At 68.1% G+C, this 26,021-nt stretch carries 25 protein-coding genes; 9 read left to right on the top strand and 16 right to left on the bottom strand.

Annotated features, from left to right (window positions below):
* Window positions 1-3 precede the first annotated feature (3 nt).
* Genes ACOFKW_RS15665 through kaiC form a run of 3 tightly spaced genes read right to left on the bottom strand, consistent with a single transcriptional unit; the run spans window position 4 to window position 2,374 of the window.
* The gene (locus ACOFKW_RS15665) at window positions 4-318 is read right to left on the bottom strand and encodes a circadian clock KaiB family protein (RefSeq protein ID WP_419815056.1); all 315 of its coding nucleotides are present in this window, start codon (window positions 316-318) and stop codon (window positions 4-6) included.
* The gene (locus tag ACOFKW_RS15660) at window positions 318-671 is read right to left on the bottom strand and encodes a circadian clock KaiB family protein (RefSeq protein ID WP_419815055.1); all 354 of its coding nucleotides are present in this window, start codon (window positions 669-671) and stop codon (window positions 318-320) included. The genes ACOFKW_RS15665 and ACOFKW_RS15660 overlap by 1 nt, the downstream gene beginning before the upstream one ends.
* Window positions 668-2,374 carry a circadian clock protein KaiC gene (kaiC, locus tag ACOFKW_RS15655; RefSeq protein WP_419815054.1) on the bottom strand — a complete coding sequence of 569 codons (1,707 nt, stop codon included), beginning with the start codon at window positions 2,372-2,374 and terminating at the stop codon, window positions 668-670. Before kaiC ends, ACOFKW_RS15660 begins: the two co-directional genes overlap by 4 nt.
* Before the next feature lie 130 nt (window positions 2,375-2,504).
* Between kaiC and ACOFKW_RS15650 the strand changes: the two genes are divergently transcribed.
* Both ACOFKW_RS15650 and ACOFKW_RS15645 read left to right on the top strand, forming a co-directional pair.
* Complete coding sequence (locus ACOFKW_RS15650) at window positions 2,505-3,218, top strand: phosphatase PAP2 family protein (RefSeq protein WP_419815053.1); 714 nt, start codon at window positions 2,505-2,507, stop codon at window positions 3,216-3,218.
* Window positions 3,219-3,227: 9 nt separating this feature from the next.
* A complete protein-coding gene (locus ACOFKW_RS15645) occupies window positions 3,228-4,055 on the top strand; it encodes a metallophosphoesterase family protein (RefSeq protein WP_419815052.1) in 828 nt (275 codons plus the stop codon).
* A gap of 9 nt (window positions 4,056-4,064) precedes the next feature.
* Here ACOFKW_RS15645 and ACOFKW_RS15640 read toward each other — a convergent pair whose 3' ends face one another.
* Window positions 4,065-5,042, bottom strand: coding sequence for a diacylglycerol/lipid kinase family protein (locus ACOFKW_RS15640; RefSeq protein ID WP_419815051.1), 978 nt, complete (start codon window positions 5,040-5,042; stop codon window positions 4,065-4,067).
* Window positions 5,043-5,190: 148 nt separating this feature from the next.
* Between ACOFKW_RS15640 and ACOFKW_RS15635 the strand changes: the two genes are divergently transcribed.
* Window positions 5,191-5,835 carry a hypothetical protein gene (locus tag ACOFKW_RS15635; RefSeq protein WP_419815050.1) on the top strand — a complete coding sequence of 215 codons (645 nt, stop codon included), beginning with the start codon at window positions 5,191-5,193 and terminating at the stop codon, window positions 5,833-5,835.
* An 81-nt stretch (window positions 5,836-5,916) separates the two neighbouring features.
* The gene (locus ACOFKW_RS15630; RefSeq protein WP_419815049.1) at window positions 5,917-6,195 is read left to right on the top strand and encodes a hypothetical protein; all 279 of its coding nucleotides are present in this window, start codon (window positions 5,917-5,919) and stop codon (window positions 6,193-6,195) included.
* 82 nt (window positions 6,196-6,277) lie between these two features.
* Here the strand turns inward: ACOFKW_RS15630 and ACOFKW_RS15625 are convergent, their stop codons facing one another.
* The 5 genes from ACOFKW_RS15625 to ACOFKW_RS15605 form a co-directional block, all read right to left on the bottom strand.
* Window positions 6,278-7,534: an N-succinylarginine dihydrolase gene (locus ACOFKW_RS15625; protein WP_419815048.1), complete on the bottom strand. Its 1,257-nt coding sequence runs from the start codon at window positions 7,532-7,534 to the stop codon at window positions 6,278-6,280.
* Entirely contained in the window at window positions 7,531-8,940 is a 1,410-nt protein-coding gene (gene astD, locus ACOFKW_RS15620; RefSeq protein ID WP_419815047.1) for a succinylglutamate-semialdehyde dehydrogenase, read from the bottom strand. Before astD ends, ACOFKW_RS15625 begins: the two co-directional genes overlap by 4 nt.
* Window positions 8,927-9,946 carry an arginine N-succinyltransferase gene (locus ACOFKW_RS15615; RefSeq protein ID WP_419815046.1) on the bottom strand — a complete coding sequence of 340 codons (1,020 nt, stop codon included), beginning with the start codon at window positions 9,944-9,946 and terminating at the stop codon, window positions 8,927-8,929. The genes astD and ACOFKW_RS15615 overlap by 14 nt, the downstream gene beginning before the upstream one ends.
* Before the next feature lie 22 nt (window positions 9,947-9,968).
* Window positions 9,969-11,189: a hydrolase gene (locus ACOFKW_RS15610; RefSeq protein WP_419815045.1), complete on the bottom strand. Its 1,221-nt coding sequence runs from the start codon at window positions 11,187-11,189 to the stop codon at window positions 9,969-9,971.
* A gap of 330 nt (window positions 11,190-11,519) precedes the next feature.
* Entirely contained in the window at window positions 11,520-12,284 is a 765-nt protein-coding gene (locus tag ACOFKW_RS15605; protein ID WP_419815044.1) for an enoyl-CoA hydratase, read from the bottom strand.
* Window positions 12,285-12,612: 328 nt separating this feature from the next.
* Here ACOFKW_RS15605 and ACOFKW_RS15600 point away from each other — a divergent pair, with 328 nt between their 5' ends.
* Window positions 12,613-13,296 (top strand): cupin domain-containing protein, encoded by a 684-nt coding sequence (locus ACOFKW_RS15600; RefSeq protein WP_419815043.1) that lies wholly within the window; start codon window positions 12,613-12,615, stop codon window positions 13,294-13,296.
* A 69-nt stretch (window positions 13,297-13,365) separates the two neighbouring features.
* Here the strand turns inward: ACOFKW_RS15600 and ACOFKW_RS15595 are convergent, their stop codons facing one another.
* Window positions 13,366-14,751: a protein adenylyltransferase SelO family protein gene (locus ACOFKW_RS15595; RefSeq protein ID WP_419815042.1), complete on the bottom strand. Its 1,386-nt coding sequence runs from the start codon at window positions 14,749-14,751 to the stop codon at window positions 13,366-13,368.
* Window positions 14,748-15,434, bottom strand: coding sequence for a TetR/AcrR family transcriptional regulator (locus ACOFKW_RS15590; RefSeq protein WP_419815041.1), 687 nt, complete (start codon window positions 15,432-15,434; stop codon window positions 14,748-14,750). The genes ACOFKW_RS15595 and ACOFKW_RS15590 overlap by 4 nt, the downstream gene beginning before the upstream one ends.
* Before the next feature lie 85 nt (window positions 15,435-15,519).
* Between ACOFKW_RS15590 and ACOFKW_RS15585 the strand changes: the two genes are divergently transcribed.
* From ACOFKW_RS15585 to ACOFKW_RS15575, 3 genes are read left to right on the top strand one after another with little or no spacing between them, the layout of a single operon-like run.
* Window positions 15,520-16,395 carry an alpha/beta fold hydrolase gene (locus ACOFKW_RS15585; RefSeq protein WP_419815040.1) on the top strand — a complete coding sequence of 292 codons (876 nt, stop codon included), beginning with the start codon at window positions 15,520-15,522 and terminating at the stop codon, window positions 16,393-16,395.
* Window positions 16,392-16,781 carry a DUF4345 domain-containing protein gene (locus tag ACOFKW_RS15580; protein WP_419815039.1) on the top strand — a complete coding sequence of 130 codons (390 nt, stop codon included), beginning with the start codon at window positions 16,392-16,394 and terminating at the stop codon, window positions 16,779-16,781. Before ACOFKW_RS15585 ends, ACOFKW_RS15580 begins: the two co-directional genes overlap by 4 nt.
* A gap of 2 nt (window positions 16,782-16,783) precedes the next feature.
* Window positions 16,784-19,339 carry an MMPL family transporter gene (locus ACOFKW_RS15575; RefSeq protein ID WP_419816976.1) on the top strand — a complete coding sequence of 852 codons (2,556 nt, stop codon included), beginning with the start codon at window positions 16,784-16,786 and terminating at the stop codon, window positions 19,337-19,339.
* A gap of 278 nt (window positions 19,340-19,617) precedes the next feature.
* Here the strand turns inward: ACOFKW_RS15575 and ACOFKW_RS15570 are convergent, their stop codons facing one another.
* Entirely contained in the window at window positions 19,618-20,184 is a 567-nt protein-coding gene (locus tag ACOFKW_RS15570; RefSeq protein ID WP_419815038.1) for an ABC transporter substrate-binding protein, read from the bottom strand.
* A gap of 70 nt (window positions 20,185-20,254) precedes the next feature.
* On the opposite strand from ACOFKW_RS15570, the gene hpnH reads away from it, so the two are divergent.
* Window positions 20,255-21,403, top strand: coding sequence for an adenosyl-hopene transferase HpnH (gene hpnH / locus ACOFKW_RS15565; RefSeq protein WP_419815037.1), 1,149 nt, complete (start codon window positions 20,255-20,257; stop codon window positions 21,401-21,403).
* Here the strand turns inward: hpnH and ACOFKW_RS15560 are convergent.
* From ACOFKW_RS15560 to hpnD, 4 genes are read right to left on the bottom strand one after another with little or no spacing between them, the layout of a single operon-like run.
* Window positions 21,347-22,012 (bottom strand): phosphorylase, encoded by a 666-nt coding sequence (locus ACOFKW_RS15560; RefSeq protein WP_419815036.1) that lies wholly within the window; start codon window positions 22,010-22,012, stop codon window positions 21,347-21,349. The two genes, hpnH and ACOFKW_RS15560, sit on opposite strands and share 57 nt — an antisense overlap.
* Window positions 22,009-23,946 carry a squalene--hopene cyclase gene (gene shc / locus ACOFKW_RS15555; RefSeq protein ID WP_419815035.1) on the bottom strand — a complete coding sequence of 646 codons (1,938 nt, stop codon included), beginning with the start codon at window positions 23,944-23,946 and terminating at the stop codon, window positions 22,009-22,011. The genes ACOFKW_RS15560 and shc overlap by 4 nt, the downstream gene beginning before the upstream one ends.
* 20 nt (window positions 23,947-23,966) lie before the next feature.
* Window positions 23,967-25,202, bottom strand: coding sequence for a hydroxysqualene dehydroxylase HpnE (gene hpnE, locus ACOFKW_RS15550; protein ID WP_419815034.1), 1,236 nt, complete (start codon window positions 25,200-25,202; stop codon window positions 23,967-23,969).
* Window positions 25,199-25,972 carry a presqualene diphosphate synthase HpnD gene (gene hpnD, locus ACOFKW_RS15545; protein WP_419816975.1) on the bottom strand — a complete coding sequence of 258 codons (774 nt, stop codon included), beginning with the start codon at window positions 25,970-25,972 and terminating at the stop codon, window positions 25,199-25,201. Before hpnD ends, hpnE begins: the two co-directional genes overlap by 4 nt.
* Between the last annotated feature and the right edge of the window lie 49 nt (window positions 25,973-26,021).

Raw genomic sequence — 26,021 nt, 5'->3', positions numbered from 1 at the left:
GGCTTAAATCCGGATCGGATCCAGGGCGAGGCCGGCGAGAACGCGCTCGGTGTCGGACAGGTCCCCGATGATCCGCCGCAGCGGCTCGGGCAGCACCTTGACCAGCGTCGGCGTCGCGACGATCTGGTAATCGCGGGTCGCCTCGGGGTTCTCGTAGACGTCGATCACTTCGAGTTCGTAGCGGTCCTTGAGCCGGTCCTCGCAGATCCGCTTCATGTTGGCGATGGCGTGTTGCGACCGCATCGTCGCGCCGGTCACGAACAGCCGCAGGTGATATCGCGGCAGGTCGACGAGAGAGTCGTCCACATCGGCGGTCATTATCGAGCTGGGTTGATCGGCACGATATCTAAACCCACGAGAACACGTTCCGTATCCGAAAGTGTTCCGATAATTCTTTTCAGCGGCGGCGGCAGGTGGCGGACCAGCGTCGGCACGGCCAGGATCTGGTCGCCGGCCGCGAGCTGCGGATTGACCAGCAGGTCGATGACCTCGATCGTGTAGTGCCCGGCGATGTTATCCTCCGCCAACTTCCTGAGATTGGCGATCGCAGTCAGCGACTTGGGCGTCTGCCCGGCGATGTAGAGGCGCAAATTGTAATGCTTGGCGGGATCGCCGGCGGGCAGCAGCTCCTCCGGGGGTACCGGCTCGTTCGAGATCGGCTCGATCATCATCGGTCTCCGCTCGAACGCATGTCGCGGCTGACCGCCATCGCGGTCCGGTCGGCGGCGTAGCCACCTTCGCGCGTGTTCGCCTCGCCCTCGACCAGCTCGCCTTCGAAATCATCGTCCTCCAACTGGGCACGAAGGTCGGCGATCTGGCGCTCGACGGCGGCACGGTGGCGGGCGCCGAGGCGGCGGCGGCGTTCGTGGTCCTGTTCGCGGCTCAGGCTGGCGTCGCGCTCGCGTGCTTCCTGCGCCATCCGCGCCGCCCCGGTCAGGACGCCGTCCGGCCCGGCATAGGCTTCGATCAACTGGATGCCATCGCCGGTCAGCCGGTACTCGCGAAGCTGCTTGCTGTGATCCATGCCGCGCGACTTCAGCACGTACAGCACGCGGTTGCGCTCGCCATTGGCCTCCAGGTCGATCAGCGACAGCCAACTGTCCATCAGCGACGAGATGCCCCGGTCGGTCTCGGACATGTTATCGCCAGCCGACGACAGGCTGGTGAACATCGTCGTGATGCCCGCGACCTTGCAGATGTCGACCAGCCGCAGCAGCGTCGCGTGGATCTCGCTCTCCGGGCCGCGGAACGCCGAGATCGGATCGACGACGATGGCGGACGGCGCGAACTCGTGGATGTCGCGGTTCATCCGCGCCAGGTGCATCTCCAGCCCGAACAGGCTAGGCCGCGCGCTTTCGAAGCGCAGCAGGTCCTTGTCGAGATGCGGCTGCAGGTCGATGCCGACCGACAGCATGTTGCGAACCACCTGCTCGGGCGACTCTTCGAAAGCGAAATACAGCGCGCGTTCGCCGCGGGCACAGGCGGCGTTGACGAACGAAGCGCCGAATGTCGACTTGCCGGTACCGGCCAGGCCCGAGACGAGGACGCTGGCGCCCTTGAAGAAGCCGCCGACGCCGAGCATCGCGTCCAGCCCCGGCACCCCGGTCGGCACGGTCTCCGACGAGACCTTGTGGCTCAACCCGGCCGAGGTGATCGGCAACACGCTGATGCCGCGCCCGTCGATCAGGAACGGATATTCGTTGGTGCCATGTGCCGAGCCCCGATACTTGACCACGCGCAGGCGGCGCGTCGTGACCTGGTCGACGACGCGGTTGTCGAGCAGGACGACGCAGTCGGAGACATATTCCTCGATGCCGTAGCGCGTCAGCTGGCCGTCACCGCGCTCGCCGGTGATGATCGCGGTGACCTTGCGATCCTTCAGCCAGGCGAACAGCCGGCGCAGCTCGGAACGCAGCACCGCCTCGTCGGTGAAGCCGCTGAACAGCGCCTCGATCGTGTCCAGCACGACGCGCTTGGCGCCGATGCTGTCGATCGCATAGCCGAGACGGACGAACAGCCCCTCGAGGTCGTACTCGCCGCTCTCCTCGATCTCGGCGCGCTCGACATGGACATGGTCGATGGCGAGCAGGCGGCTGGCGATCAGGCTGTCGACGTCGACCCCGAGCGAGGCGACGTTGATCGCCAGATCCTCGGCGCGCTCCTCGAAGCTCAGGAACACGCCCGGCTCGCCGGCCAGCGCACCGTTGATCAGGAAGGTCATTGCGAACAGCGTCTTGCCGCAACCCGCGCTGCCGCACAGCAGGGTCGGGCGCCCGGTAGGCAGGCCGCCGAGCAGCACCTCGTCGAAGCCTGATATGCCGGTCGGCGTCTTGGGCAGGCCGGCGGTGCCGACCGTGTCGTTACTGAAAGCCATCACATACTCGCGTCGATTACGCGCTCAGTAAGGCTAACGCTCGAACCCTGCAACCTGGCAACAACGCCCGCCGGGGGAAGCGATTTGACCGTTGATTGCGGGGCAGGGCGCAGGCGTTTAGGGCAGTCGGATGACCGCACCGCCCCGCTCACGGATCGCCGCCGCCTGGCAGGAGCTGCGTCCCTTCCAAGTCTTCGTCGCGATCGCCTGCGCCCTGTTGGTCTTCGTCCGGCTCGGATCGGAAGTGAGGGAGGGCGAAAGCTTTTTCTACGACCGCTGGCTGTTGCTGGCGCTGCGCCACGCCGATGACCTGTCGGTGCCGATCGGCCCTGCGTGGCTGAAGCGCGCGATGATCGACTTCACCGGCTTCGGCGACGTTACCGGACTGACGCTGGTGACCATCGCCGCCGCGGGCTATTTGATCGCCGCGCGGCGCTATCGGACCGCCCTGTTCCTCAGCGGCGCGGCAATCTCCGGCTCGGTCATCGGCGGCGTGCTCAAGGCGTTCTTCGCGCGGCCACGCCCCGACGTCGTGCCGCACCTGGTCCAGGTCACGAACCTCAGCTTTCCCAGCGGCCATGCGCTGAACTCCGCGGTGATCTACCTGACCATCGGGCTGATCCTGGCGCGCTCCGCCACCGACCGGCGGGTTCAGCGGTACATTCACGGCGTCGCGATCTTCATGACCACCGGGCTGGGCATCTCGCGCATCTACCTCGGCGTGCATTATCCGTCCGACGTACTGGCCGGCTGGCTGGCGGGCGCGGCGTTTGCAACGCTGATCTGGACTCTTGCGTTGAGCCTCGAACGCCGCCGGGAGATCGAACCGCCGGCGCCGAAGTAAGGAGCCGTCTTGCCCTCAATCGCGCACCTCTCCGATGTCCATTTCGGCCGTCACGACCCGGGCGCGGTAGACGCGATCCTCGCCGACCTGAAGGAACTGCAACCGACGCTGGTGGTGATCAGTGGTGACTTCACCCAGCGCGCCAAGCGCTCGCAGTTCCGGCTGGCGCACGCATTCCTGGTGGAGATCGAGGCGCTGGGCCTGCCGTGGCTGGCGGTGCCGGGCAACCACGACGTGCCGCTGTACGACGTGGCTCGGCGCTTCCTCAGCCCGCTGCGGCGCTACCGGCGCTACATCACGCCCGACCTGGCGCCGCGCTTCGTCGCGCCCGGGCTGGCGGTGGTCGGCATCAACACGGCGCGCTCGCTGACCTGGAGCGACGGCCGCGTCTCGCGCGACCAGATCGAGGCTATCGCCGCGGCGTTCGGCGATGCCGATCCCGAGGCGGCGCGCGTGCTGGTCACCCATCACCCGCTGGTCGAACTGCCCTGGGGCGAGGACGGCGCCAGCCTCAAGGCGGCGGGCCGCGCCCGCCGCGCGTTGGACGCGGCGAGTGTCGCGGGGGTCGAGATGCTGCTCGCGGGGCATCATCACCGCAGCTTCACCGGCTCGGCAGCGACCTTCCGCGCGGCCAACGGCGCGGTACTGGTGGTGCAGGCCGGCACCGCCACCTCGACCCGGGTGCGCGGCGAGGCGAACAGCTACAATCTCATCCGCACCAGCCCGGGCAGCGCCGAGATCGAAGTCAGGGCACGGACGACCGAGGCATTCGAGACCGTTCGTGTCGAGCGCCACCGGCTTGTCGACGGCGTCTGGGCGGCGGAACCCCGGCCTTAGCGTCCGGTCCTAATGGATGTCCGCTTCGTGCGGGACCATCAGCTTGAGCACCTGCCGCGCCACGGACACTTCGATCGGCGTCTTGGCCATGACCTCGCCGTCGATCGACACGCTCATCGGTGGATCGGTGACGATGCGCAGGCCCTTGGTGCGCAACGAGACCAGCGCTTCGCCGCCCTGGCGCCCGGCGGCGCTCAGCGCCCAGCTTTTCGCCAGCGTCCAGCCGTTGCGACCGGTGACGACCTGGATGGTCAGGTCGAGACTCTCGAGGCTGGCTTCCGCCGCGACCTCCAGCCCGCCCAGATGCGTGCCGTTGCTGATCCGCACCTCCAGCGCCTCGAAATGCTTTTCCGTGCCGTTCTCGATCAGCGTGCAGTGGAACGGCTTGAACCGCGCCAGGCTGTACAGCGCCCAGCCGAAATAGCCGATCCGGCCGAGGACTGCCTTCAGCCCGTGTGGCACCGTCTCGCCGATCATCGCGGGCAGGCCGATCGCGGCGGCATTGGTGAAATAGCGGTCGCCGACCTTGCCCAGGTCGATGTCGGCGACGCGTCCGGTCGCCAGCACGTCGATCGCGCCCTTCAGGTCCTGCGGGATACCCAACGTCCGGGCAAAGCTGTTGGCCGTGCCGAGCGGCAGCACGCCGAACACCACGGGCTTGCCGACGAAGTGCCGCGATACCGAGCTTAGCGTCCCGTCGCCGCCGCCGACCGCGACCAGCTGAGCGCCCGCCTCGATCGCCCTGCAGACCGTCGTGTCGAGTTCCTTGGGGTCGGGCACCGCATAGGTCGCGTCGAGGGTGAAGCCGGCTTCGGAGAACAGCTTGCAGGCATGGTCGAACAGCTTGCGGCCCTTGCGCGAGCGGGTATTGACGATGACGGTGACGCGCTTTTCGGCGGACAGCTCGGCGGCGAGCACGCGCTTTTCGGCCTCGCGTACGGCGGGTGTCTGGGTGGTGATGGTCATCAGGCCGTCGTCATCGGTCATGGGCTCCGCCGTCTAAGTGGTTCCGGCAGCCCGCTCCGCCAGCTCTGGACGTCACATTTGCTGCAATGCAGAAGCGTCCTCTTTCGGACAAACACCGGGCTGCCCGACACGGTTCCGCAACGGCGTTCGCAAGTCGCCGGGCGAGTGCATGCTGGACCGCGGCCCCGGCTGCGTGGATGATGGGGAAATGGCGCGATCCGCACCGCTGAAGGTCTATCGGACCCCGATCGGATTTCACGATGCCTATGTCGCGGCGTCGAGCCAGAAGGCGGCGCTGAAGGCCTGGGGCAGCGGCCACGACCTGTTCGGCACCGGCGAGGCAGAGGTCGTCACCGACAGCGCGTTGACCAAGGAACCGCTGGCCCGGCCCGGTGAGGTGATCCGACGCCTGCGCGCCACCGCGGCGGAGCAGATCGCCAGCCTGCCCGACAAGGTCGAGGAGCCGCCGCCTGAACCGCCCGAGGCCAGTGCGGCGCCGCGTCAGAAGCCGGAGCCGGAACCGAAGCCCAAACCGGCCCTGAAGCCCAAGCCGAAGCCGAAGCCGGCACCCAAGCCGCGCCCACCCAAGCCCGGCGACGACCATGTGGTCGCCGCCCGCCAGGCGCTCGATGCGGCGACCAAGGCGGCGGCCTCCAAACGCCGCGACCTCGACGCGCGCGAACAGGCCCTGCAGCTCGAGCGCCGGCAGTTCGAACAAGCTCAGGCCAAGGCAGCAGCAGCCTTGCAGGACAAGCTCGACCGCACCGAACGCAAATACCGGGCAGCCCTTGCCGCATGGAAGGCGCTACTCTGATCCCGGTCTGAGAGATCGTTTCGGTAATATGGTTACATCGGCCCCATATTGCGCCTAGGCAACGACCCAGAGGAGCCAAGCATGGAACCGATTTCCCAAGCTGAGCGAGCGACGGCCAAGGGCAAGCTGATCAAGATGCTGGTCGGGGTGTCGATCGTCGGCATCCTGATGGTCGCGTCGGCGGTGTTCTACCTGGCGAATGCCGGGATCATCACCACCTCGATGCTCGTCGCGGTGATCGGCGGCGTGTTCGTCTCCGTCGTCCTCGGTGCCGGCCTGATGGCGCTGGGTTTTTACAGCGAACGCAGCGGTCGCGACGACGATGTCTCGGCGTCCACCGGGCCGCCGTCCACGGACTAGCGCTACTCAGCTCGGGGAACGCGCACCGCTGGTGACGAGCGGTTCGCCTCGCGTCGAAGGGCGCTTCGATCCGGCCGCCGACCTATAGCGCGCCGGTCAGCCCAAGCTCCGCCAGCAGCGCCGCCCGCGCCGTCCGCGCCTGCGCCCAAAGCCCTGGATCTCCCAGCTGGTCTGGCGCGATGCTCTCCGGCCAAGACCTGGAAACGACCTCGCTCAACCGGTCGATCTTGCCATGATCCAGCATGAACCGCTGGTCCACCTTCGCCGGATCAGCCACCACCCGCAGCCTCAGGCACGCCGGCCCGCCGCCGTTCCGCATCGACTCCCGCACCTCGACGTACTCGACCCGCCGGATCGGCGTATTGCCCGCCAGCAACCCCCTCAGATACCCCGAAACCGCCGCACTCTCCCGACACTCCTCGGGCAATATCAAGCACATCGAACCATCCGCTAAAGTAACCAGTTGCGAATTGAACAGATACGTCTGAATTGCCTCACTTAAACTAACAACTTCCTCAGGAACCTCGACAATCACCAATTCCGGAAAAATTCGCTCCAACTTCTCATATTCATCACGCGAATTTTCAAACGCCAACTCATGAGCAAACAAGACATTCTCATTCGCCACCGCCACTACATCGTTATGAAACGCCCCGGCCTCGATCGCCCTGCTCGACTGCCTCACGAACATCGTCCGCTCCAGGTCCAGCCCCGACAATCTCGCCACCGCCTCCGACGCCCTTCGATTTTGTCGCGCCGGATACTTTCCCCCATCCTCCCCAAAAACAAAAATCTCGACCCCAGCCTCATCGTGCCGCCCCGCCAACCGCATATGATTGGCCGCTCCCTCATCCCCGAAACCGCCCGGCACCGGCCCATGAACAACAAAGCTGGGATCGGCGAACGCCACCCTGAGTTGCGCCTCCGTCTCCCAGTGTTCCAAGCTCCGATGTACCATCGTCGACAAGTTCGCGACCGTCAGGTGACACTTGCCGTCTTCGGCATCCGACGCAGGCGCCACCGTCGCGGCGTTCGCCGCCCACATGCTCGAGGCCGACATCGCTTGGCCGAACAGCTTCGGATCTTCCTTCGAGGCCGCCACCTCACTCAATCCGAGGCTGTTCAGCCATCTGCCAGCAGGCCGCTCGGGAGGCACCAGCAAACCCTGCGTCAGTCCCAGATCAAGACAGGCTCGCATCTTGCCAAGACCTTGCAGCGCCGCCGACCTTGGGCCAGAGACACCGCCCGCATTACTAGCGCTCGCCAGATTGCCAAGGCTCAGACCCGCGTAATTATGCGTCGGCCCAATCAGCCCGTCGAAATTGATCTCCCGGATCATTTCTTTAAACCCGTGAATATCGATCCCTCCAAACTGTCAGCCTCCAGACTGGCGACGGGCCAAGCGACGTAGTCAGCAGCGTAGTAGGCGCTCGGCCGATGGTTTCCACTCAACCCTACGCCTCCGAATGGCGCATTGGATGCGGCGCCGTTCGTCGGACGATTCCAATTGACCACGCCTGCCCGGCTGTTCGTCCAGAAGTAATCGTAAAGCGCTGCATCTCCACCAATCAGACTAGCTGCCAAGCCAAAACGCGTATCATTCGCTTCTGTCAGAGCGGCATCGAAATCGTTCACCTTGATCAACTGCAGTAGAGGGCCAAAGAACTCTGTGTCCGCACGATCTTGGACGTTGGTCACATCGATAAGTCCGGGCGTCAGCAACGGTCGATCGTCACGACGTGCAAGGGGTCTGAGCACCTCGGCGCCACGACCGATCAGCGATGCGAAGCTGTCCTGTAGTCGAAGAGCTGCAGTTACATCGATCACCGGCCCCATGAAAGGCTGAGGGTCGTCAAATGGTGCGCCGACTATCATCTTGTCGATCAATGCGGATAAGCGCTCGATTAACGATCGTGAGTTCGGGCCGACGATGAGCCGTCGGGCGCAGGTGCAGCGTTGACCAGCGGAAAGATAGGCTGACTGGACGATCAACGCCGCGGCAGCGTCTAGTTGGCCAGGTGGAATGTCCCAGACGATCAGGGGATTGTTGCCGCCCATCTCCAAGGCGAGGATTTTCCATGGGGTTTCGGCGAACTGGCGGGCGAGGGCGGCGCCGGTGGATGGGGAGCCGGTGAACAGCAGGCCGTCGATGTCGGGGTTGCCGGCGAGGGCGCGGCCGGTTTCGCCGGCGCCTTGGACGACGGTCAGGACATTTTGTGGGAGGCCGGCGGCGGTCCAGCAGTCGGCCATGAAGGCGGCGACGGCGGGAGTGTGTTCGGAGGGTTTGAAAACGATGGTGTTGCCGGCGAGGAGGGCCGGAAGAATATGGCCATTTGGGAGGTGGGCTGGAAAATTATAAGGACCTAGGACAGCCAGGACGCCGTGCGGTTTGTGGCGTAAAACCTGTTTGATTCCAGCGACTTCGCCGGTTCGGGTGCCGGCGCGTTCGGCTTGGGCGAGGATCGAGATGTCGACTTTGGCGATGACGCTGGCGACTTCGGTGCGGGTTTCCCACAGCGGTTTTCCGGTTTCGCGCGAGATGAGGCGGGCGAAGTCCTCGGCGCGGTCGCGGACGACGGCCTGGAAGGCGTGGGCGATGGCGATGCGGTCGGCGAGCGGGGTGCGGGCCCAGCCGGGGAAGGCGGCGCGGGCGGCGCCCACCGCGGCGGCAGGGTCGCCGGTGCTGCCGGCCCAGACGATTTCGCCGGTGCAGGGATCGGTCGAGATCAGGTCAGAAGGCGACATGGCGTACCTCGTCTCCGATGGAAACATTCATCAATTCCGCCTCCCCGGCCGGCAGCGACAGCGCCCCGCCGGTGACTCTGGAATGGCCGATCCAGCTGCGGAAATCGTGGAGCTTGCCCGCCGCCAGCAGGCCGCGATCGAGCCCCGCGGCGTCGTCGACCAGGCTGGCGACCGGATCGACGCGGCTGTTGCGGATCGTCTTCACGGCGTCGGTGCGGGCCGTCACGGTCGGCCCGCCGTCGAAGATATCGACATAGCCATCATATTGAAATCCCTCGGCTTCCAGCATCGCCAGGGCAGGGCGGCCGCGCGGGTGGCAGTGGCCGATGACGGCGCGGGCCTCGTCGCTGAGCAGGGCGGTGTAGACCGGGTGCTTGGGCATCAGGTCGGCGATGAACTGGTTGCCCTGCAAGCCATTGAACTTGTCCGCTTCCTGGAAGCTCATGCCGAAGAACTTGGCGCCCAGCCCGTCCCAGAACGGTGACCCGCCATCATCGTCGAGCACGCCGCGCAGCTCCGCCAGCAGCTTGTCGCCGAAATGCGCGCGGTTCTGCGCGATGAACAGGTAGCGGCTGCGCGCCAGCAACCGCCCCAGCCCGCCGGTGCGCAGGTCGGGGTGCAGGAACAGCCCGCCGACCTCGCTGGCGCCGTCGTGATCGCTGGTCAGGTTGAGCGTCTGGATCGAGAATACCCGGCCCAACTCGCGCGATACCTGCTGCAGATTGCCCAATTTGTACGAATAGAAGGGGCAGTTGGCCCCGATCCGGCTGAACACCACCGCCGTCCCGCCGATCCGCCCGGTCGCGGCCTGCTCCAGCACCAGGATGTACAATTCGTCGAGCGGCGTCGTCACCGCGGTCGCGAACGCCGCGTCGGAGCGCGCCAGCCGGGCGGTCAGCGCACCGCGGTCCTGCGGCAGGCTGGTGAAGCCGCCGCCGGTCATCATCGCCAGCGCCTCGAACGCGTCGAGGTCGCCCAGGCAGGCGGGGCGGACGTGCCAGCTCATCGGATCCGGACCTTCAGGCACATCAGCGAACCCAGCCCGAGGCGGCGACGCGCATCAGCAGCAGCGCCGACAGTTGCGCGCGTTCGACCAGGCTGTCGGTGCACAGATACTCCTCCGACGAGTGGATGGACCCGCCCCGCGGCCCCAGGGTGTCGACCACTGCCAACCCCGTAGCGGCAAGATTGTTGCCGTCGCAGACCCCGCCGGTGTCGCGCCAGCCGATCGCCAGCCCGAGGTCGCTGCCACAGTCGCGGACCAGCTCGAACAGCCGCAACTGGTTGGCGTCCATCGGCTTGGGCGGCCGCGCAAAGCTGCCGTCGAGCTCGATGGCGACGTCGTGTTCCGTCGCGACGGCCGCGACCAGCGCGTCGATCGCCGCCGCTACCGCGACCTGTTCGGCTGGCGTCGTCGGGCGCACGTTGAAGCGCAGCACCGCCAGGTCTGGGACGATGTTGTTGGGCCCGCCTCCGTCGATCTTCGCCGGGTTCACCGAAACCCCGGGATGAGCGCGCATCAGCGCCGCCAGCCGCAGCGCCAGGTCGCCGGCGGCCAGCACGGCGTTGCGCCCCAGCTCGATCTCGCGACCCGCATGGGCGGCGCGGCCGCGCACGGTGGCCGAGAAATTGCCGCTGCCCTTGCGCCCGCCGGCCAGCGTGCCGTCGGGCAGGGCGGGTTCATAGGTCAGGCCGAGGTGACAGCGCCGCGCCGCCTCCGCCAGCAACGCGCCGGAGCCGAGCGACGACACTTCCTCGTCGCTGTTGATGACGATTTCCCAGCCGATGCGGTCGGCGACCGGCGAGGCCTCGACGGCGGTCAGCGCCGCCAGCATGACCGCGATGCCGCCCTTCATGTCGGCGGTGCCCGGACCGTTAAGTGTGTCGTCGTCGAGCCAGCGACAGGCGTGGAACGGATGGTCGACGGCGAACACCGTGTCCATGTGCCCGGTCAGCAGGACGCGCACCGGGGCGTCGGGGCGCAGCACGACATGAAGGTTGCGCCCATGCGCGAGCGGCTGGCGGCTGCCATCGGCGGCAACGGCTTCGACGGCGGTCGGGGCGAGCAGTCGGACCGTGCCGAGCGGCGCGAACGCGGCGGTCAGCTCGTCCGCCATCTGCGCCAGTCCCGCGAGGTTGCGGCTGCCCGAATTGATCGCCGCCCAGCGCAGGATGCGCTCCAGCATCAGCGGCCGGGACACGGCCACCGCGTCGAGCACGGCAGCTTCTTGGGGGGAAAGCGACGGCATGGCGTGGCTCTACAACATGGCGTGGAACGCTGCCACCCGGTGCGGCGCTGCTGCGGGCAAGTGACCCGAGCCCTTAACCCCACCGGGGGAGGGCGAGAGACGCGCATTTGCGCGGCCCGGGGAGGGGACAATCCCGAACTCGGGTCGGGCTGCACCCCGGCTCCCTCGCCACTCGCAGTTCGCTAGGGAACAGTGCGGACCGGGCGCTGCGAAACGCTGCAAATACGCCCGGTCCGGCCTCGCTCCGGGTGCCCTGCACAGGGTTGCAGGCTGCCGGCATGGAGTGATCGAAAGTACGGGTGGACCTGCGCGTTGGATGCAGATGTTCGACTAAATTCGCGAAAAATCTGCCGGGCGCTTCTCGAAGAACGCGCCGATGGCTTCCTTGACCTCGGCGGACTGGAGCTGCGCGGCAAAGTGCTTGCCCTCCTCGGCCATGCGGTCGGCGACACTCTCGGGCGCACGCTTGAGCAGTCGCTTCGACAGGCGCACCGCGGTCGGCGCTTGCGCTGCCAGCCGAGCGGCGACGGCGCGCGCCTCGGTATCGAGGTCGGCGAGCGGCACGACCCGATAGACCAGCCCGGCGGCCAGCGCTTCGGCGGCACCCAGCCGCTCGCCGAGCAGCACCAGGGCCGCAGCGCGCTGGTGGCCGAGCAGGCGCGGCAGCAGCAGCGAACTCGCCGCCTCCGGCACCAGTCCGAGGTTGACGAACGGCACCTGCAGCTGCGCCTCCGGGCTGGCCAGCACCAGGTCGCAGTGCAGCAGCATGGTGGTGCCGACGCCGACCGCATTGCCGCGCACCGCGGCGATCATCGGCTTCTCGGCGGTGGCGATGGCGTTGAGGAAGCCGGTGACCGGCGGTTCGGCCTCCGAGCCGCGCGGCGCCAGGAAGTCCTTGAGGTCATTGCCCGCCGTGAAGCTGTCGCCCGCCGCGGTGAACAGGATGACGCGGATCGACGGATCGATCTCGGCGACGCGGATGGCGTCGCGCAGCGCGGCGTACATCTCGACGAGGATGGCGTTCTTCTTGTCCGGCCGGTTGAAGCGGATTTCCGCGATGCCGTCGGCGAAGATGGTCTGGATCAGGTGGGTCATGGCGTGGTCTCCCCTGCGGGTGGAGTGGCATGTGGTAGGCGGGATGGAAAGGGACGCCGACAGATGGCCGCAGCTGACATAGTTAGCTCCGTCCTCCAACTACCGTCTGGCGAACGCAGGGACCCAGCTGCATTCCAAATTGTAGCCCAAGCTGGTACTGCAACCAGGTCCCGGCTTGCGCAGGGGTGACATCGACTGTGGTGCGGTCAACCATTACGATCCAGATGAGGTTTTAACGACCGGTACCGCCAAATTGCAGAGATCAGGGTGGGTTGTCACGCTTGCTATAGCTAGACATGCTCACGCGCGTTCCATCGAAGGATACGACATGCGGGGAATTATTCTCGGTTGTGCCGCGGTGGCAGCACTTACATTTCCTAACGCCACCTTCGCCCAAGCTACGACACGTCAATGCAGCGCGGTTGAAGAACCGGGGCCGGCCTGCCTCCTCGCGCACTTGGAACTTCCGTCATTGCCCGCTGGTGAGATATTCTGGCATCTCGACCGTTTTCCATCGAGGGCCGCAGCGAAGCAGGCGAGCACTCCGACCAGCGCGATAGTGGAGTCGTTCGGATCGATCTGGCTTTTCACACTCGCGAGGTCAGGTTGGCGTTCCACTGGCGGCGAGCACGCTGCCAGGATCGGTCCGCTTCCGGTTTCCGAAGGCTCTCCTTTCGCGGCTGAGTATCTTCGCTCCATCTTCAATCCGGGCACGACAGCACCCCTCCATGTTCACTCAGGACCGGAGGCATTTTACGCACTAAGCGGTGACACCTGTCTCGAAACGCCGGACGGCGTCCAGGTCGCACGCGGCCCCGGCAACAGCCTGATGATCAACGCAGGGCCGCCTATGCTCCTAATGGCTGTCGGAAAGACCCCGCGCCGCGGCTTCGCTCTTATTCTCCACGATGCTCATCAGGCTCCGACAACCCTGACCCAGGTGTGGCAGCCGAACGGACTTTGCGCGCGCCAGCTTTTGGTCGACCAAGCCTCGAAGCAGACCAGCAATTAGCCACCGGCTTGCGATGCTGGAACTAGGAGATGAAATCCTCCGACCTTGAGGACCGAGCGAAATGTCCTCCTAGCGCATCGCCTCGCCCATGCGGCGGATGGCGACGACCTCGCCCTCCAGCGTCGACCAGTCGTCATCGGTGGCGATGCGGGACCAGATCGCCTCGATCTCGTCGATGAGCAGGGCGCAGGGCTCGGGGTCGGACCAATAGGCATGGTCGAGCGGCGCGGCGGGGGCGTAGTCGGCGACGGCGGCGAGGAACGGGGCGAAGGCGGGGAGGGCGTAGGTCGCGGCTGCGGGTGACGTGCCGCGCAACGTTCCGCCGCGCCAGTCGAACCAGAAGCGGGCAAGGGGCATGGTTGTCTCGGTCAGCGCGGCCTCGATGCTCCGGGCCAGCGCAAGGTCGGTGGCGGGGTCCCGGGGGACGACGCCGAGGCGGGCGAGCATCGCAGTGGCGAACGCAGCGTCGAAGCGGTCGGGCCAGGTCTTGAGCGCCGGGGCGAGGTCCTCGGTCGGGGCGACGAGGCGGAGGGCGAGGGCGAGCTGGTAGACGTTCCACTGCATCGCCTCGGGCTGGCGGCCGAGGCTGTAGAGGCCGTTGTGGTCGAAATAGGCGGCGGTGAAGTCGGGGTCCCAGGCGGGGGCGAAGCGGTAGGGTCCGAAGTCGAAGATCTCGCCGGTGATGTTGATGTTGTCGGTGTTGAGGACGCCGTGGACGAAGCCGGCTGCCATCAACTGCGCCGCCTGGGTGGCGGAATTGGTCACGGCGTGGTCGATCAGCGTCGCATAAGGTGATGGGGCGGGCGTGTCCGAGGGCTCGAAATAGTGGCGCAGGACATAGTCGGTCAGCGTCGCCATGCCGCCGGCGTCCTGCAGCGCGGCGAGGCGCTGGAAGCTGCCATAGCGGATGTGGCTGTGGTTGAGGCGGACCATGACGGCCGAGCGGGTCGGGGAGGGCTCGTCGCCGCGCTGCAGGGCCTCGCCGGTCTCGATCAGCGACAGTGTGCGCGAGGTGGTGGCGCCAAGTGCCTCGAGCATCTCGGTCGCGAGGATCTCGCGGACGCCGCCCTTCAAGGTCAGGCGGCCGTCGCCGAAGCGGCTGTACGGGGTCTGGCCGGAGCCCTTGGTGCCGAGGTCCATCAGGCGGCCGGCGGTGTCGGTCATCTGGGCGAACAGGAAGCCGCGGCCGTCGCCGATCTCGGGGTTGTAGCTGCGGAACTGGTGCCCGTGGTAGCGCAGCGCCAGCGGGTGCTCGAGGCTGCCGGGCAGGGCCTCGAAGCGACCGAAGTGGCGAAGCCAGGCGGCGGGGTCGAGGTCGTCGAGACCGATGCTCGCGGCGGCGCGGTCGTTCCTGAAGCGCGGGATGGTCAGCGGGAAGTCGGCGGGGGCGACCTCGTCGTAGAAGCCGGGGCCGAGTTCGAGGATGGCGCGCGACGGCCGGAAGGCATCGGTCACGCGCCGCCAGCCGCCTTGACGGGGCCGATATAGCCGCAGGCGGCGCGGACGAAGCGCACAGTCTCCGCCTCGATCGCGGCGCGGTCGGCGTCGTTGTCGGCGTTCATGATCGCCTCGATCGCGTCGCCGACGACGTGGTGGGTGAAGGAGCCGGCGAGAGGGATGTTGATGTCGGTGATGCCGCGGCGGGCGAAGGCGACGGTCATCTGCTTGATGATCCATGCCGTCGTGGTGGTCTTGGCGGCGTGGTAGAAGGGCTCGGCATCGCCGCTCTTGTCGTGCTTGGCGCGGGCTATGTCGCAGCCGGACTGCGGCGCCACGACGGCGACCGCCTCCCACATGCTGTTGGTGCGGCAGAATTCGAAGACGCGCGGGATGATGATGCCGGGCTCCAGGTCCTCCAGCGCGTCGCCCTGCTGAATGGCCTCGATCATCTGCTCGCCATAGCGGCGGCCGAGCTCGACCAGCAGGTTCTGCTTGGAGCCGAAGTGATAGAAGATCGAGCCTTCCGACACGTCGGCCTCGCGCGCGATGTCGGCAGTGCCGGTGGCGGCGAACCCCTTGGTGGAGAACAGCATGTTGGCGGCCGCAAGCACCCGCAGGCGGGTTTCCGCCGGGTCGTATCGACGGCTGCGGGTATCCCCCCGCGGGCCAGTCGCCTGGTCCAGCGCACGCGTTGCCACTCTAGTCCTTCTCGCCTATCCCCAGCAAAGGCTTAGGCTCCAACTGAGTCCGAGTCAAAATCCGCTGGGGATTTGAACGGGGACGATGGCGACTGGTTCCACCTACGAGGACGGCTGGTACTGGTCCGCCGACGGGCTGCGCCTGCACTACCGCGACTATGCCGGCGACGCGGCGCGGCCGGTGCTGCTGTGCCTGCCGGGGCTGACCCGCTCGGCCCGCGATTTCGAGGGGCTGGCGGAGCGTCATGCGGGCGAGTGGCGGGTGATCTGCGCCGACCTGCGCGGCCGGGGCGAATCGGCGCACGCCAAGGACCCGCTGAGCTATGTGCCGCCGACCTATGTGCAGGACGTGCAGGCGCTGCTGACCGCCGCCGATGTCGAGCGCTTCGCCGTGGTCGGGACGTCGCTGGGCGGGGTCGTGGCGATGATGCTGGCCGGGCCGATGGGCGAGCGGCTGGCGGGCGCGGTGCTCAACGACATCGGGCCGGAAATCGAGATGGCGGGGCTGGAGCGCATCCGCGGCAACGTCGGGCGCAGCGTCAGCTGGCCGACCTGGCTGCACGCGGCGCGCGATTTGGCGGCGCGCAATACCGGCATCTATCCGGACTGGAGCCTGACCGACTGGCTGGTCTTCGCCAAGCGGCTGTGCCGGCTGACCACCTCGGGGCGGATCTGCTTCGACTATGATCCGCGCATCGCCGACGCGTTCAAGCTGCCGAGCCAGGGCTTCGACCTGTGGCCCGGGCTGGAGGCGCTGTGCCGCAAGCCGGTGCTGAGCCTGCGCGGCGCGCTGTCCGACGTACTGACCGCGGCGACCCAGGCGCGGATGGTGGAGCGCTGCCCGGGGCTGGTGGCGGTGACCGTGCCGCGCGTCGGCCATGCCCCGACGCTGGACGAGGCCCCCGTGGTCGCAGCGATCGACGCGTTCCTGTTGCGTATCGTCGAGGAGACCCGGCCATGAGCCGCAATTTCGAGCGCGGGCTGTTGCAGGCCGTCATCGCCATCCTGTGCCTGTCGCCGCTCGGCTTCGGCCTACTCGGCATGGTCCGTGGCACCGAGGCCTTTGGCGGGCCGTCGGTGGCCGGCGTCGACAGCCATTTCCGCTATCTGTCGGGCATCTTCTTCGGCATCGGCATCATGGCGGTGAGCTGCATCCCGCGGATCGAGCGGCAGACGGCGCGCTTCGCCTGGGTGGTGCTGTTCGTCGTCATCGGCGGGCTGGCGCGGCTGCTGGGCTTCTTCGTCGAGGACGCGCCGCACGGGGCGCATTATTACGCGGTGTTCGTCGAGCTGGTCATCACGCCGCTGATGGGCCTGTGGCAGCGGCGAGTGGCGCGGCGCTTCTGAGCGTGTTCCAGGGGCTGGTTCCCTCGGCCGTCGCCGCCAGCGTCCGGCGCCCGGTCGCGGTGATAATCGCCGCATTGCTGCTGTGCCTTGGCGCCGGCTGGTTCGCCGCCAGCCATTTCGACATGACTACCGACACCGCCGAGTTGATCGCGCCCGGCGTCGACTGGCGGCGCGACGAGGCGCGGATCGACGCCGCCTTCCCGCAGAACCGCGACCTGACCGTGGTCGTTATCGACGGCGCCACCCCCGAAGCTGCCGAGCGTGCCGCCGCCACACTGTCGGCGCGTCTGGTTCGCGACAAGGCGCATTTCCGCAGCGTCCGCCGCCCGGATGCAGGCGAGTTCTTCGCCCGCAACGGCCTGTTGTTCGGCACGCCCGCCGAGGTCGCCGACACCACCGCCCAGCTGATCGCCGCCCAGCCATTCCTCGGCCCGCTCGCCGCCGATCCCAGCGTGCGGGGCGTGATGACCAGCCTGTCGACGGTGCTGACCGGCGTCGATAACGGCAGCGCGAAGCTGGGCGACATCGCCAAGCCGATCGCCGCCCTCGACGACGGCCTCGGCAAGGTGGCAGCCGGCAAACCCGCGCAATTTTCGTGGATCGCGCTGTTCGGCACCGGCAAGGGCGCGCTCGCCGCCCCGAAGCGCCGGATCGTGCTGGTCCAGCCGGTGCTCGACTATAGCGCGCTGATGCCCGGCGAGGCGGCGAGCGACGCCATCCGCCACGCCGCGACCGGCCTCGGCGCCACCATCCGCCTGACTGGCGAGGTGCCGCTGGCCGACGAGGAGTTCGCCTCGCTGGCGGACGGCGCCTGGATCGTCGGGCTGGTCATGATCGGCTCGATGTTGTTGATCCTGTGGCTGGCGACGCGCTCGGCGCGGATCGTCGCGGCGATCACGCTGACGACGGTGGCCGGGCTGGTGGTGACGGCGGCGCTGGGGCTGGCGCTGGTCGGGCGCTTCAACCTGATCTCGGTGGCGTTCATTCCGCTGTTCGTCGGGCTGGGCATCGATTTCGGCATCCAGCTCAGCGTGCGGTTCCGGGCCGAGCAGGGCGCGGCGGCCGATGTCGGCGAGGCGCTGCGGCGAGCCGGGCACGGCCTCGGCGGGTCGCTGCTGGTCGCGGCGAGCGCGGTGGCGCTCGGCTTCGTCGCGTTCCTGCCGACCGATTATATCGGCGTGTCGGAGCTGGGGATCATCGCCTCGGTCGGCATGATCGTCGCGCTCGGGCTGAGCGTCACCCTGATGCCGGCGCTGCTGGCGGTGCTGCGGCCCGGGCAGGCGGGCGACACCGGGCTCACCGGGCTGACTGCTGCCGACGGCTGGCTGACGCGACACCGCAAGGCGGTGTTGTGGGCATTCGCCGCGTGGATGGCGGTTAGTATCGCGCTGCTGCCCTGGGTGCAGTTCGACTTCAATCCGTACCATCTGCGCAATCCGAACGGCGAGGCGATGCGGACGCTGGCCGATTTGATGCGCGATCCCGACCGGACGCCGAATACCCTCAACATATTGGCGGCGAACGAGGCGGAGGCGGGCAGGCTGGCGACGCGGCTGGCCCGCCTGCCGCAAGTCGCACAGGCGGTGACGGTCGCCGACTTCGTGCCCGCCGAGCAGCCGGGCAAGCTTGCCGCGATCGCCGACGCGCGCGACTTGCTCGACCTGACGCTCAACCCCTTCGACGTCGCGCCGGCGCCGACCGACGCGGAGACGATCGCGGCCTTGACCCGCACCGCGGCGCAGCTCCGCAGCGTCGCGAGCAACGACGCGCCGGCGATCCGGCTGGCCGGGACCCTCGAGGCGCTGGCTCGCGGTCCGGTCGAACGCCGTACCGCCGCGACAGCGTTGCTGGTGCCGCCGCTCGAAGTGTTGCTCGGCCAGACGCGTGAACTGTTGCTCGCCGCACCGGTCAGTCGCGCGACGCTGCCGGCCGATCTGGTCCGCGACTGGATCACCCCCAGCGGCGCGGCGCGGGTACAGGTCTTTCCTAGCGGCGACAGCAACGACAATGCCACGCTGGCGCGCTTCACCGCCGCCGTACAGGCCGTTGCGCCGCACGCCTCCGGTCCGCCGGTGTCGATCCAGGCGGCGGCGGGCACCATCGGGCGGGCCTTCGTCGAGGCCGGTGTCTATGCCCTGATCGCGATCGGTGGCTTGCTGTTCCTGGTACTGCGGTCGGTGCGCGAGGTGGCGTTCACGCTGGCGCCGGTGGTGCTGTCGGGCTTCCTGACGCTGGCGACCTGCGTCGTCATCGGGCAGCCCATCAACTTCGCCAACATCATCGCCTTTCCGCTGCTGTTCGGGGTCGGGGTGGCGTTCCACATCTATTTCGTCATGGCGTGGCGGGGTGGCGCAACGGGGTTGTTGCACTCCAGCCTGGCACGCGCGGTGCTGTTCAGCGCGCTGGCGACGGGGGCGGCGTTCGGCAGCCTGTGGCTATCGAATCATCCGGGGACCGCGAGCATGGGCAAGATATTGATGATCTCGCTGGCGTGGACGCTGGTGTGTGCGTTGGTGTTCGAGCCGGCGTTGCTGGGGTCGCAGAAGCGGAAAAGCTGACCTGCTCCTCTGCTCCCTCCCCCCACGCGCAGCGTAGAGTGGGGAGGGCCGGGGTGGGGGTTCTTTCGCGCTGCTTAAGAGGTCGCCAAGTGGCGCCCCCACCCCAGCCCTCCCCACTCTCGGTTCGCAAGCGCTTACCGTGGGGGGAGGGGGAAGGAAGGACAGCTGTTACGGCGGCGCGGCGCGGGGGCTTCTCTCCGCGTTCGGGATCATCCCCTCCCCGGGCCGTGCAAGGGCGCGTCTCTCGCCCTCCCCCGATGGGGGAGGGTAAGCAGGGGCTACTTCTTCAACTTCGCCTCATCCAGTGCGTTGAGCCGCTTCGCCAGGCCGGCGACGCCGCTCGCTTTCACCGTCGAAGCGAACTCCGCTCGCTGCGTCGCGACCTGGCTGATGCCGTCGGCGTAGATGTCGACGATCTTCCACCCGCTGCCGGCGTCGCGCATCCGGTAGTTGAGCGCGGTCTTGCTGTCCTTGCCGATGATCGTCGTGCGCACCAGCCGGTCCGGGCCGCGCGTCTCGACCTTGGGATCGACGGTGAAGCGCTCGCCGCCGTAGTTGTTGAAGTTCTCGGCATAGGCCACGGCGCTGTGCCGCGCGAACGCCTCGACCAATGCCGTGCGGTCCGTGACGGGCGCTGCGGCCCAGGCCGGGCCGACGACCAGGCCGGCCATCGCCGCCATGTCGTGCGTCGCCTTGACCACCGGCTGCAGCTTGGCCACCCGCGCCGACAATTGCGTCTTGCCCGTCTTCATCGCGGCGACCAGCGCATCGTCGAGGGCGCCGATCTGCGCCGCCGGGTCGCTCGCGGCGACGGCGGGGGTGGCGACGATCGCCAGCAACAGCAAGCTAACAATTGACCCGGCGCGGCGAAATACGCCATGCACCGGCGACGGTAACGCTGTAAGGGCTCGTGTCATGGGTATCCCGATCATGCAGGCGGCGCGCATCGGCGCCTATATCTTCAAGCAGCATCTGAAGGGTCGCAAGCGCTACCCGCTCGTCCTGATGCTCGAACCGCTGTTTCGCTGCAACCTGGCGTGCTCAGGCTGCGGCAAGATCGATTATCCGGGCGACATCCTGAACCAGAGGTTGAGCTACGAGCAGTGCATGGAGGCGATCGACGAGTGTGGCGCTCCCGTGGTCGCCATCGCCGGCGGCGAGCCGCTGATCCACCGCGACCTGCCGCGAATCGTCCAGGGCTATCTCGACCGCGGCAAGTACGTGATCTGCTGCACCAACGCGCTGCTGCTGCCCAAGCACATCGACAATTTCAAGCCGCACCAGGGCTTCAACTGGCAGATCCATCTCGACGGCGACCGTGGCATGCACGACAAGTCGGTGTGCCAGGACGGCGTCTACGACAAGGCCGTCGACGCGATCCGCATGGCCAAGGCCAAGGGCTTCCAGGTCAGCATCAACTGCACCCTGTACAACGACGCCGATCCCGACCGCACCGCCGCCTTCTTCGACGAGATGAAGGCGCTCGGCATCGACGGCATCACCGTGTCGCCGGGCTATGCCTATGAGCGCGCTCCCGACCAGGAGCATTTCCTCAACCGCAACAAGACCCGTGAGCTGTTCCGCAAGATCTTTGCCAAGGGCAAGGGCGCCAAGGCGTGGCCGTTCACCCAGTCGATCATGTTCCTCGACTTCCTGGCGGGCAACCAGACCTACAAGTGCACGCCGTGGGGCAACCCGACGCGCACCGTCTTCGGCTGGCAGAAGCCGTGCTACCTGGTCGGCGAGGGCTATGAGAAGACCTATGCCGAGCTGATGTCGAACACCGCCTGGGACGATTACGGCGTCGGCAACTACGAAAAGTGCGCCAACTGCATGGTCCACTCTGGCTTCGAGGCGACCGCCGTGACCGACATGGTCAAGCACCCGATCAAGGCGATGATGGTCGCGCTGAAGGGTGTGCGGACGACCGGCGCGATGGCTCCAGACGTGCCGCTCGAGAATGCTCGCCCGGCGGAATTCTTCTTCGCCAAGCACGTCGACACCAAGCTAGCCGAGATACGGGCAGCCAAGAAGCGGCCCGAGGTCGTCGAGCCGGCGGAGTAAGGTCTTCAACGCCCGGTCCGCATCGCGCGCGGTGCGGATCAGGGCGGGGAGCTGGGCGGGGTTTTTCGCGAGGGCGAGCAGGACGGCGGGCAGGTTTACGCTGCCGTCGCTGTTGAGCGGGACTCGCGCGGCGGGCGGCAGGGTTTGGGCCGCGGTGTCTGAGATGATCCTGAACACGGCGTAGGGCAGACTGTGCGCAGCGGCGACGCGGGCGACGATGTGGGTTTCCATGTCGACCGCTGCGGCGCCCGTGGCGTGAAGGGTAGCCTTCTCTTCGATCGTCGCGGCTGGTCGGTCCACTCCCCTTACCCCTCCCCTCCGGGGAGGGGCGAGAGACGGCGAAGCCGGCCCGGGGGTGGGTCTTCCTCCGGCGCTGAGGCTCAAGCACCACGCCTCGTCCCCATCCACCACCACATCCCCGACCCGCAGCCCCGGATCGAGCGCCCCCGCAATCCCGACGCTCAGCAACGCCCGCGGCCTCTGCTCCGATATCGCCGCCACCAGCGCCCGCTCCAGCACGTCGCCATGCCCGCCGCACGCGATCACCCGCACGCCCGGCCGGGCCACGATCCGCGCCTCGCTCCGCAGTCCCGTCGCGGCGAGGATCACATCCCGAACGCCACGCGGCGCTCGTTGGAGCGGCGCAGGTTGCGGTAGCGGGCCAGCGCCCACAGCGGGAAGATCTTCGCATAGCCGTGGTAGCGCAGGTAAAACACGCGCGGGAAGCCGCCGCCGGTGTGCTGCTCCTCGGGCCATAGCCCGTCCTCCGCCTGCGTCGCCTGCAGCCACGCGACGCCGCGCGCCACTGCATCCGAGTCGACCTCGCCCGCCGCCATCAGCCCGAGCAGCGCCCAGCCGGTCTGCGAAGCGCGGCTGGCGGCGGGCTTGTAGCCGGCATAGTCGAGCGCGTAGCTGTCGCAATCCTCGCCCCAACCGCCGTCGGCATTCTGGATGCGCGTCAGCCAGTCAACCGCACTGCTCACCGCCGGCGTCGAGGGCGCAATACCCGCTGCATTGAGCGCGCACAGCACGGACCACGTCCCGTAGATGTAATTGACCCCCCAGCGCCCGAACCAGCTGCCGTCCGCCTGCTGGTCGCGTCCGAGGTAGGTGAGCGCGTCCATCGCCGGCTCCGCGCCGCCTTCGCCGAGCTGCGCCAGCATCGACACGCAGCGCGCCGTGACGTCCGCGGTCGGCGGATCGAGCAGCGCGCCATGGTCGGCGAACGGGATGTTGTTTAGATAGTGGTAGCTGTTGTCGGCATCGAACGCGCCCCAGCCGCCGTCGCGGCTCTGCAGCCCCAGCGTCCATTCCCGCCCCCGCGCGATCGCCTCGTCGTAGCGGTCGCCGACAGCCCCGCGCGCCCGCTCCATCGCCAGCACGACGACGGCGGTGTCGTCGAGGTCCGGATAGTGCGCGTTGTTGTACTGGAACGCCCAGCCGCCGGGGCGCACGCCGGGCCGCTCCTCCGCCCAGTCGCCGGCGACGTCGAGCACCTGCCGCGGCACCAGCCAGTCGAGCGCGGCGAGTGCCTGGGTCTCGGCCTCGGCGCTGCGCACCTCCAGCAGGGCGTGGGCGGCGAGGGCAGTGTCCCAGACCGGCGACAGGCACGGCTGGCAATAGATTTCGCCATCGTCGCGGCGGACGATGAGCTTCTCGACCGCGGCGCGCGCGATGGCACGGTCGGGGTGCTCGGGGCCGTACCCGAGCGCGTCGAACATCATCACGCTGTTGGCGATGGCGGGATAGATCGCGCCGAGCCCGTCGTCGCCGTTGAGCCGCTCGACGACGAAGCTGCGGCACGCCTCGATGGCGCGGGCCCGCTGCCGCTTTGGCCATAGCCCGTTGCAATGCTTGAGCAGCCAGTCGAGCGCACCGAACCCAACCTTCCAGACGAACTTCGCCTCCGCGACATTCGACTTGGGGCGGACGGTCGAGCGCGGCAGGAACAGCTCGTCGACCTTGATGCCGCGCGGGTTCCGGGCCAGCGGGCGCAGGTTCTGCAGCACCAGCAGCGGCACGATCACCGTCCGCGCCCAATAGGCCATCTTGGACAGATGCACCGGGAACCAGCGCGGCAGCAGGATGATCTCCGGCGGCATCGTCGGCACGGTGCGCCACGGCCCGGCACCGAACAGCGCCAGCTGGATGCGGGTGAAGACGTTGGTCGCCGCCGCCCCGCCGGCACTCAGCACCGCCTCGCGGGCGCGGACCATGTGCGGCGCGGCGATGTCGTCACCGATCATCTTGAGGGCGTAATAGCCCTTTACGGTCGCGCTGATGTCGAACGGGCCGTCGTGGTACAGCGGCCAGCCGCCATGGTCGCCCTGGACGCGGCGGATGTAGCGACCGATGCGCGCCTCGAGGTCGAGATCGTCGGGCTCGCCGAGATAGTGACGGAGCAGGATGTATTCCGCGGGGATGGTGACGTCGGCCTCGAGCTCGAAGACGAAATGCCCGTCGGGCTTTTGCAGGGCGGCGAGCGCGTCGGCGGCGCGGTGGACCGAGGTGTCGAGGCTGTCGGTGGTCGCGTCTGCAAGCATGGCCCGGTGCTAGCGCCCGATCACGCCGCTGTCACCACCAGCGCCGCCGCCGCGCCCGACCGCAGCGCGCCCTCGATCGTCGCCGGCAGGCCGGTCCGGGTCCAGTCGCCGGCGAGCACGAGATTGGGCCACGCGGTACGCGGCGCCGGGCGCAGCGCGTCCTGCTCGGGCGTCGCGGCAAAGGTGGCGCGGCGCTCCTTGACCAACTGCCACGCGGGCAGCTCGGCGGGCACGTCGATCACCCGCGCCACATCGGCCCAGAGCAGCGCGGCAAGCTCGGCACGGTCGGTGTCGAGCAGGCGGTCGGCGCCGCTGACGGTTACCGAGATGCGGTCGGGGAAGGCGAATATCCACTCGACCGTGACGTTGGTCAGGCCGAGCATCATCGGCATGCCCGGCGGGGGCGGCACGGCGAAGTGCGCGCTGACGATGGCGCGGAACTCGGTCGGCGCGCTCAAGCCGGGGATCAACGACTGGGCAACGGGTGCCGGGACGGCGAGAATCACCGTGTCGCCCTCGGCCAGCGGCTCGATGCCGGCGCCGAAGTCCAGGCCGGTGAGGCGCTTGCCCAGCTCCAACGCGCGCAGCCGCCGCCCACTCTGCAGCGTCACGCCGCGCGCTGCGAGCCACTCCAGCGCCGGGTCGACGAAGGCGGCGGCGAGGGTCGGCTGGGCGATCTGCGGAAGGTAGGCGCGGCCGCCGCGCGCCATCGTCTCGCGCACCACGCGACCGGCCAGCCGCGCCGAGCCTTGCGCCGCCTCGGTGTTGAGCCCCGCGAGCAACACCGGCTCGATCAGCCGGTCCCACAGCGGCCCGGTCGTCGGGATCGTCTCGCCGACGAGGGCACCGTCCTTCGCCGTCAGCAGCGATGCCAGGGCCAGATAATCGCCGGCGCTCGTGCCGGGCACCCGCCTGTCGCGATCGAAGATCCACCACGGCAGCACGCCCATCGAGGGGCGCACCGTCCAGCGCTCGCCGCTCGCCGCATCGACGAAATCGAAGCGCGCCTCCGCAGGCCCGCGTAGCCGATCACTCGCGCCGATCCGCGCCAGATAGGCGTGCACCGCCGTGTTGCCCGACAGGACGAGGTGATTGCCGTTGTCGATCTCCATCCCGAGCTGGGCATCGAAATACGACCGGCAGCGGCCCCCGGCGCGTGGCCCGGCCTCCGACAAGGTCACCGGCACGCCGCGTGCCGTCAGTTCGACCGCCGCCGACAGGCCCGCCAGCCCGGCGCCGATAATATGGACGGTCACTTGGTCAGCCAGACCTTCAGCACGATCCACAACAGCCCGCGCTTGCCGAGCTTGGTGCGGCTGCGCGGCAGGTGCCAGCCGGTGCGCTCCATGCGCTTCAGCGTCGTCGCATAGACCGCCGACATCAGGCGCGGCGCGAACAGGTAACCGGCGGGGCGGGAGGCCATGACCGCGTTTGCCGCCGCGTAATGCTCATGGGCAAGTGCGGCGACGTCGCGGGCGACACCGTCGAGGGCTGGGTGGGCCGCCACCGCGACGGGCGCGTCGCCAGCGATGCCGTGCGCGACCAGCGTCTCGCGCGGCAGGTAAAGGCGCCCGATCTCCGCATCCTCGTCGATGTCGCGCAGGATGTTGGTCAACTGCAGGGCGCGCCCCAGATGATAGGCGAGATCGATCGCCGGCGCTCCGCTCATGCCGAAGATCCGTACCGACAGCCGCCCGACCGCCGACGCAACGCGGTCGCAGTAAAGGTCGAGCGTCGCCGCATCGGGCGCCCGGATGACCGATTCGACGTCCATTGCCATGCCGTCGATGACGTCGTGGAAATCCTCTCGCGCGAGGCCGAAGCCCTGCACCGCGCTGGCGACCAGCTTCGCTTGTCCCGGCGGTCCTCCGGCATAGAGCGAATCGATGTCGGCGCGCCACTTGGCCAGCCCGGCGCGGCGCTCGTCCCGGGTGCCTTCCAGATCGTCGGCGATATCGTCGACGGCGCGGCAAAAGGCATAGACCGCGAACATCGCCTCGCGCTCGGCCTTGGGCAGGACGCGCATCCCGGCATAGAATGAGCTGCGTGAAACCTGGCCGTGCAGGGCGAGAGCG

It is taken from the genome of Glacieibacterium sp., assembly GCF_965200405.1.
In the GTDB taxonomy this organism is placed as follows: Bacteria; Pseudomonadota; Alphaproteobacteria; order Sphingomonadales; family Sphingomonadaceae; genus Glacieibacterium.
Note: the sequence above shows the minus strand (reverse complement) of the source record. Positions and strands in the feature narration are given on the sequence as shown.

Excerpts from the sequence above, each read along its gene's own strand:
- ACOFKW_RS15665 (WP_419815056.1), bottom strand. The coding sequence starts at position 318 with ATGACCGCCGATGTGGACGACTCTCTCGTCGACCTGCCGCGATATCAC.
- ACOFKW_RS15660 (WP_419815055.1), bottom strand. The coding sequence starts at position 671 with ATGATGATCGAGCCGATCTCGAACGAGCCGGTACCCCCGGAGGAGCTG.
- kaiC (WP_419815054.1), bottom strand. The coding sequence starts at position 2,374 with ATGGCTTTCAGTAACGACACGGTCGGCACCGCCGGCCTGCCCAAGACG.
- ACOFKW_RS15650 (WP_419815053.1), top strand. The coding sequence starts at position 2,505 with ATGACCGCACCGCCCCGCTCACGGATCGCCGCCGCCTGGCAGGAGCTG.
- ACOFKW_RS15640 (WP_419815051.1), bottom strand. The coding sequence starts at position 5,042 with ATGACCGATGACGACGGCCTGATGACCATCACCACCCAGACACCCGCC.
- ACOFKW_RS15635 (WP_419815050.1), top strand. The coding sequence starts at position 5,191 with ATGCTGGACCGCGGCCCCGGCTGCGTGGATGATGGGGAAATGGCGCGA.
- ACOFKW_RS15630 (WP_419815049.1), top strand. The coding sequence starts at position 5,917 with ATGGAACCGATTTCCCAAGCTGAGCGAGCGACGGCCAAGGGCAAGCTG.
- ACOFKW_RS15625 (WP_419815048.1), bottom strand. The coding sequence starts at position 7,534 with ATGATCCGGGAGATCAATTTCGACGGGCTGATTGGGCCGACGCATAAT.
- astD (WP_419815047.1), bottom strand. The coding sequence starts at position 8,940 with ATGTCGCCTTCTGACCTGATCTCGACCGATCCCTGCACCGGCGAAATC.
- ACOFKW_RS15615 (WP_419815046.1), bottom strand. The coding sequence starts at position 9,946 with ATGAGCTGGCACGTCCGCCCCGCCTGCCTGGGCGACCTCGACGCGTTC.
- ACOFKW_RS15610 (WP_419815045.1), bottom strand. The coding sequence starts at position 11,189 with ATGCCGTCGCTTTCCCCCCAAGAAGCTGCCGTGCTCGACGCGGTGGCC.
- ACOFKW_RS15605 (WP_419815044.1), bottom strand. The coding sequence starts at position 12,284 with ATGACCCACCTGATCCAGACCATCTTCGCCGACGGCATCGCGGAAATC.
- ACOFKW_RS15600 (WP_419815043.1), top strand. The coding sequence starts at position 12,613 with ATGCGGGGAATTATTCTCGGTTGTGCCGCGGTGGCAGCACTTACATTT.
- ACOFKW_RS15585 (WP_419815040.1), top strand. The coding sequence starts at position 15,520 with ATGGCGACTGGTTCCACCTACGAGGACGGCTGGTACTGGTCCGCCGAC.
- ACOFKW_RS15580 (WP_419815039.1), top strand. The coding sequence starts at position 16,392 with ATGAGCCGCAATTTCGAGCGCGGGCTGTTGCAGGCCGTCATCGCCATC.
- hpnH (WP_419815037.1), top strand. The coding sequence starts at position 20,255 with ATGGGTATCCCGATCATGCAGGCGGCGCGCATCGGCGCCTATATCTTC.
- shc (WP_419815035.1), bottom strand. The coding sequence starts at position 23,946 with ATGCTTGCAGACGCGACCACCGACAGCCTCGACACCTCGGTCCACCGC.
- hpnD (WP_419816975.1), bottom strand. The coding sequence starts at position 25,972 with ATGCGCGTCCTGCCCAAGGCCGAGCGCGAGGCGATGTTCGCGGTCTAT.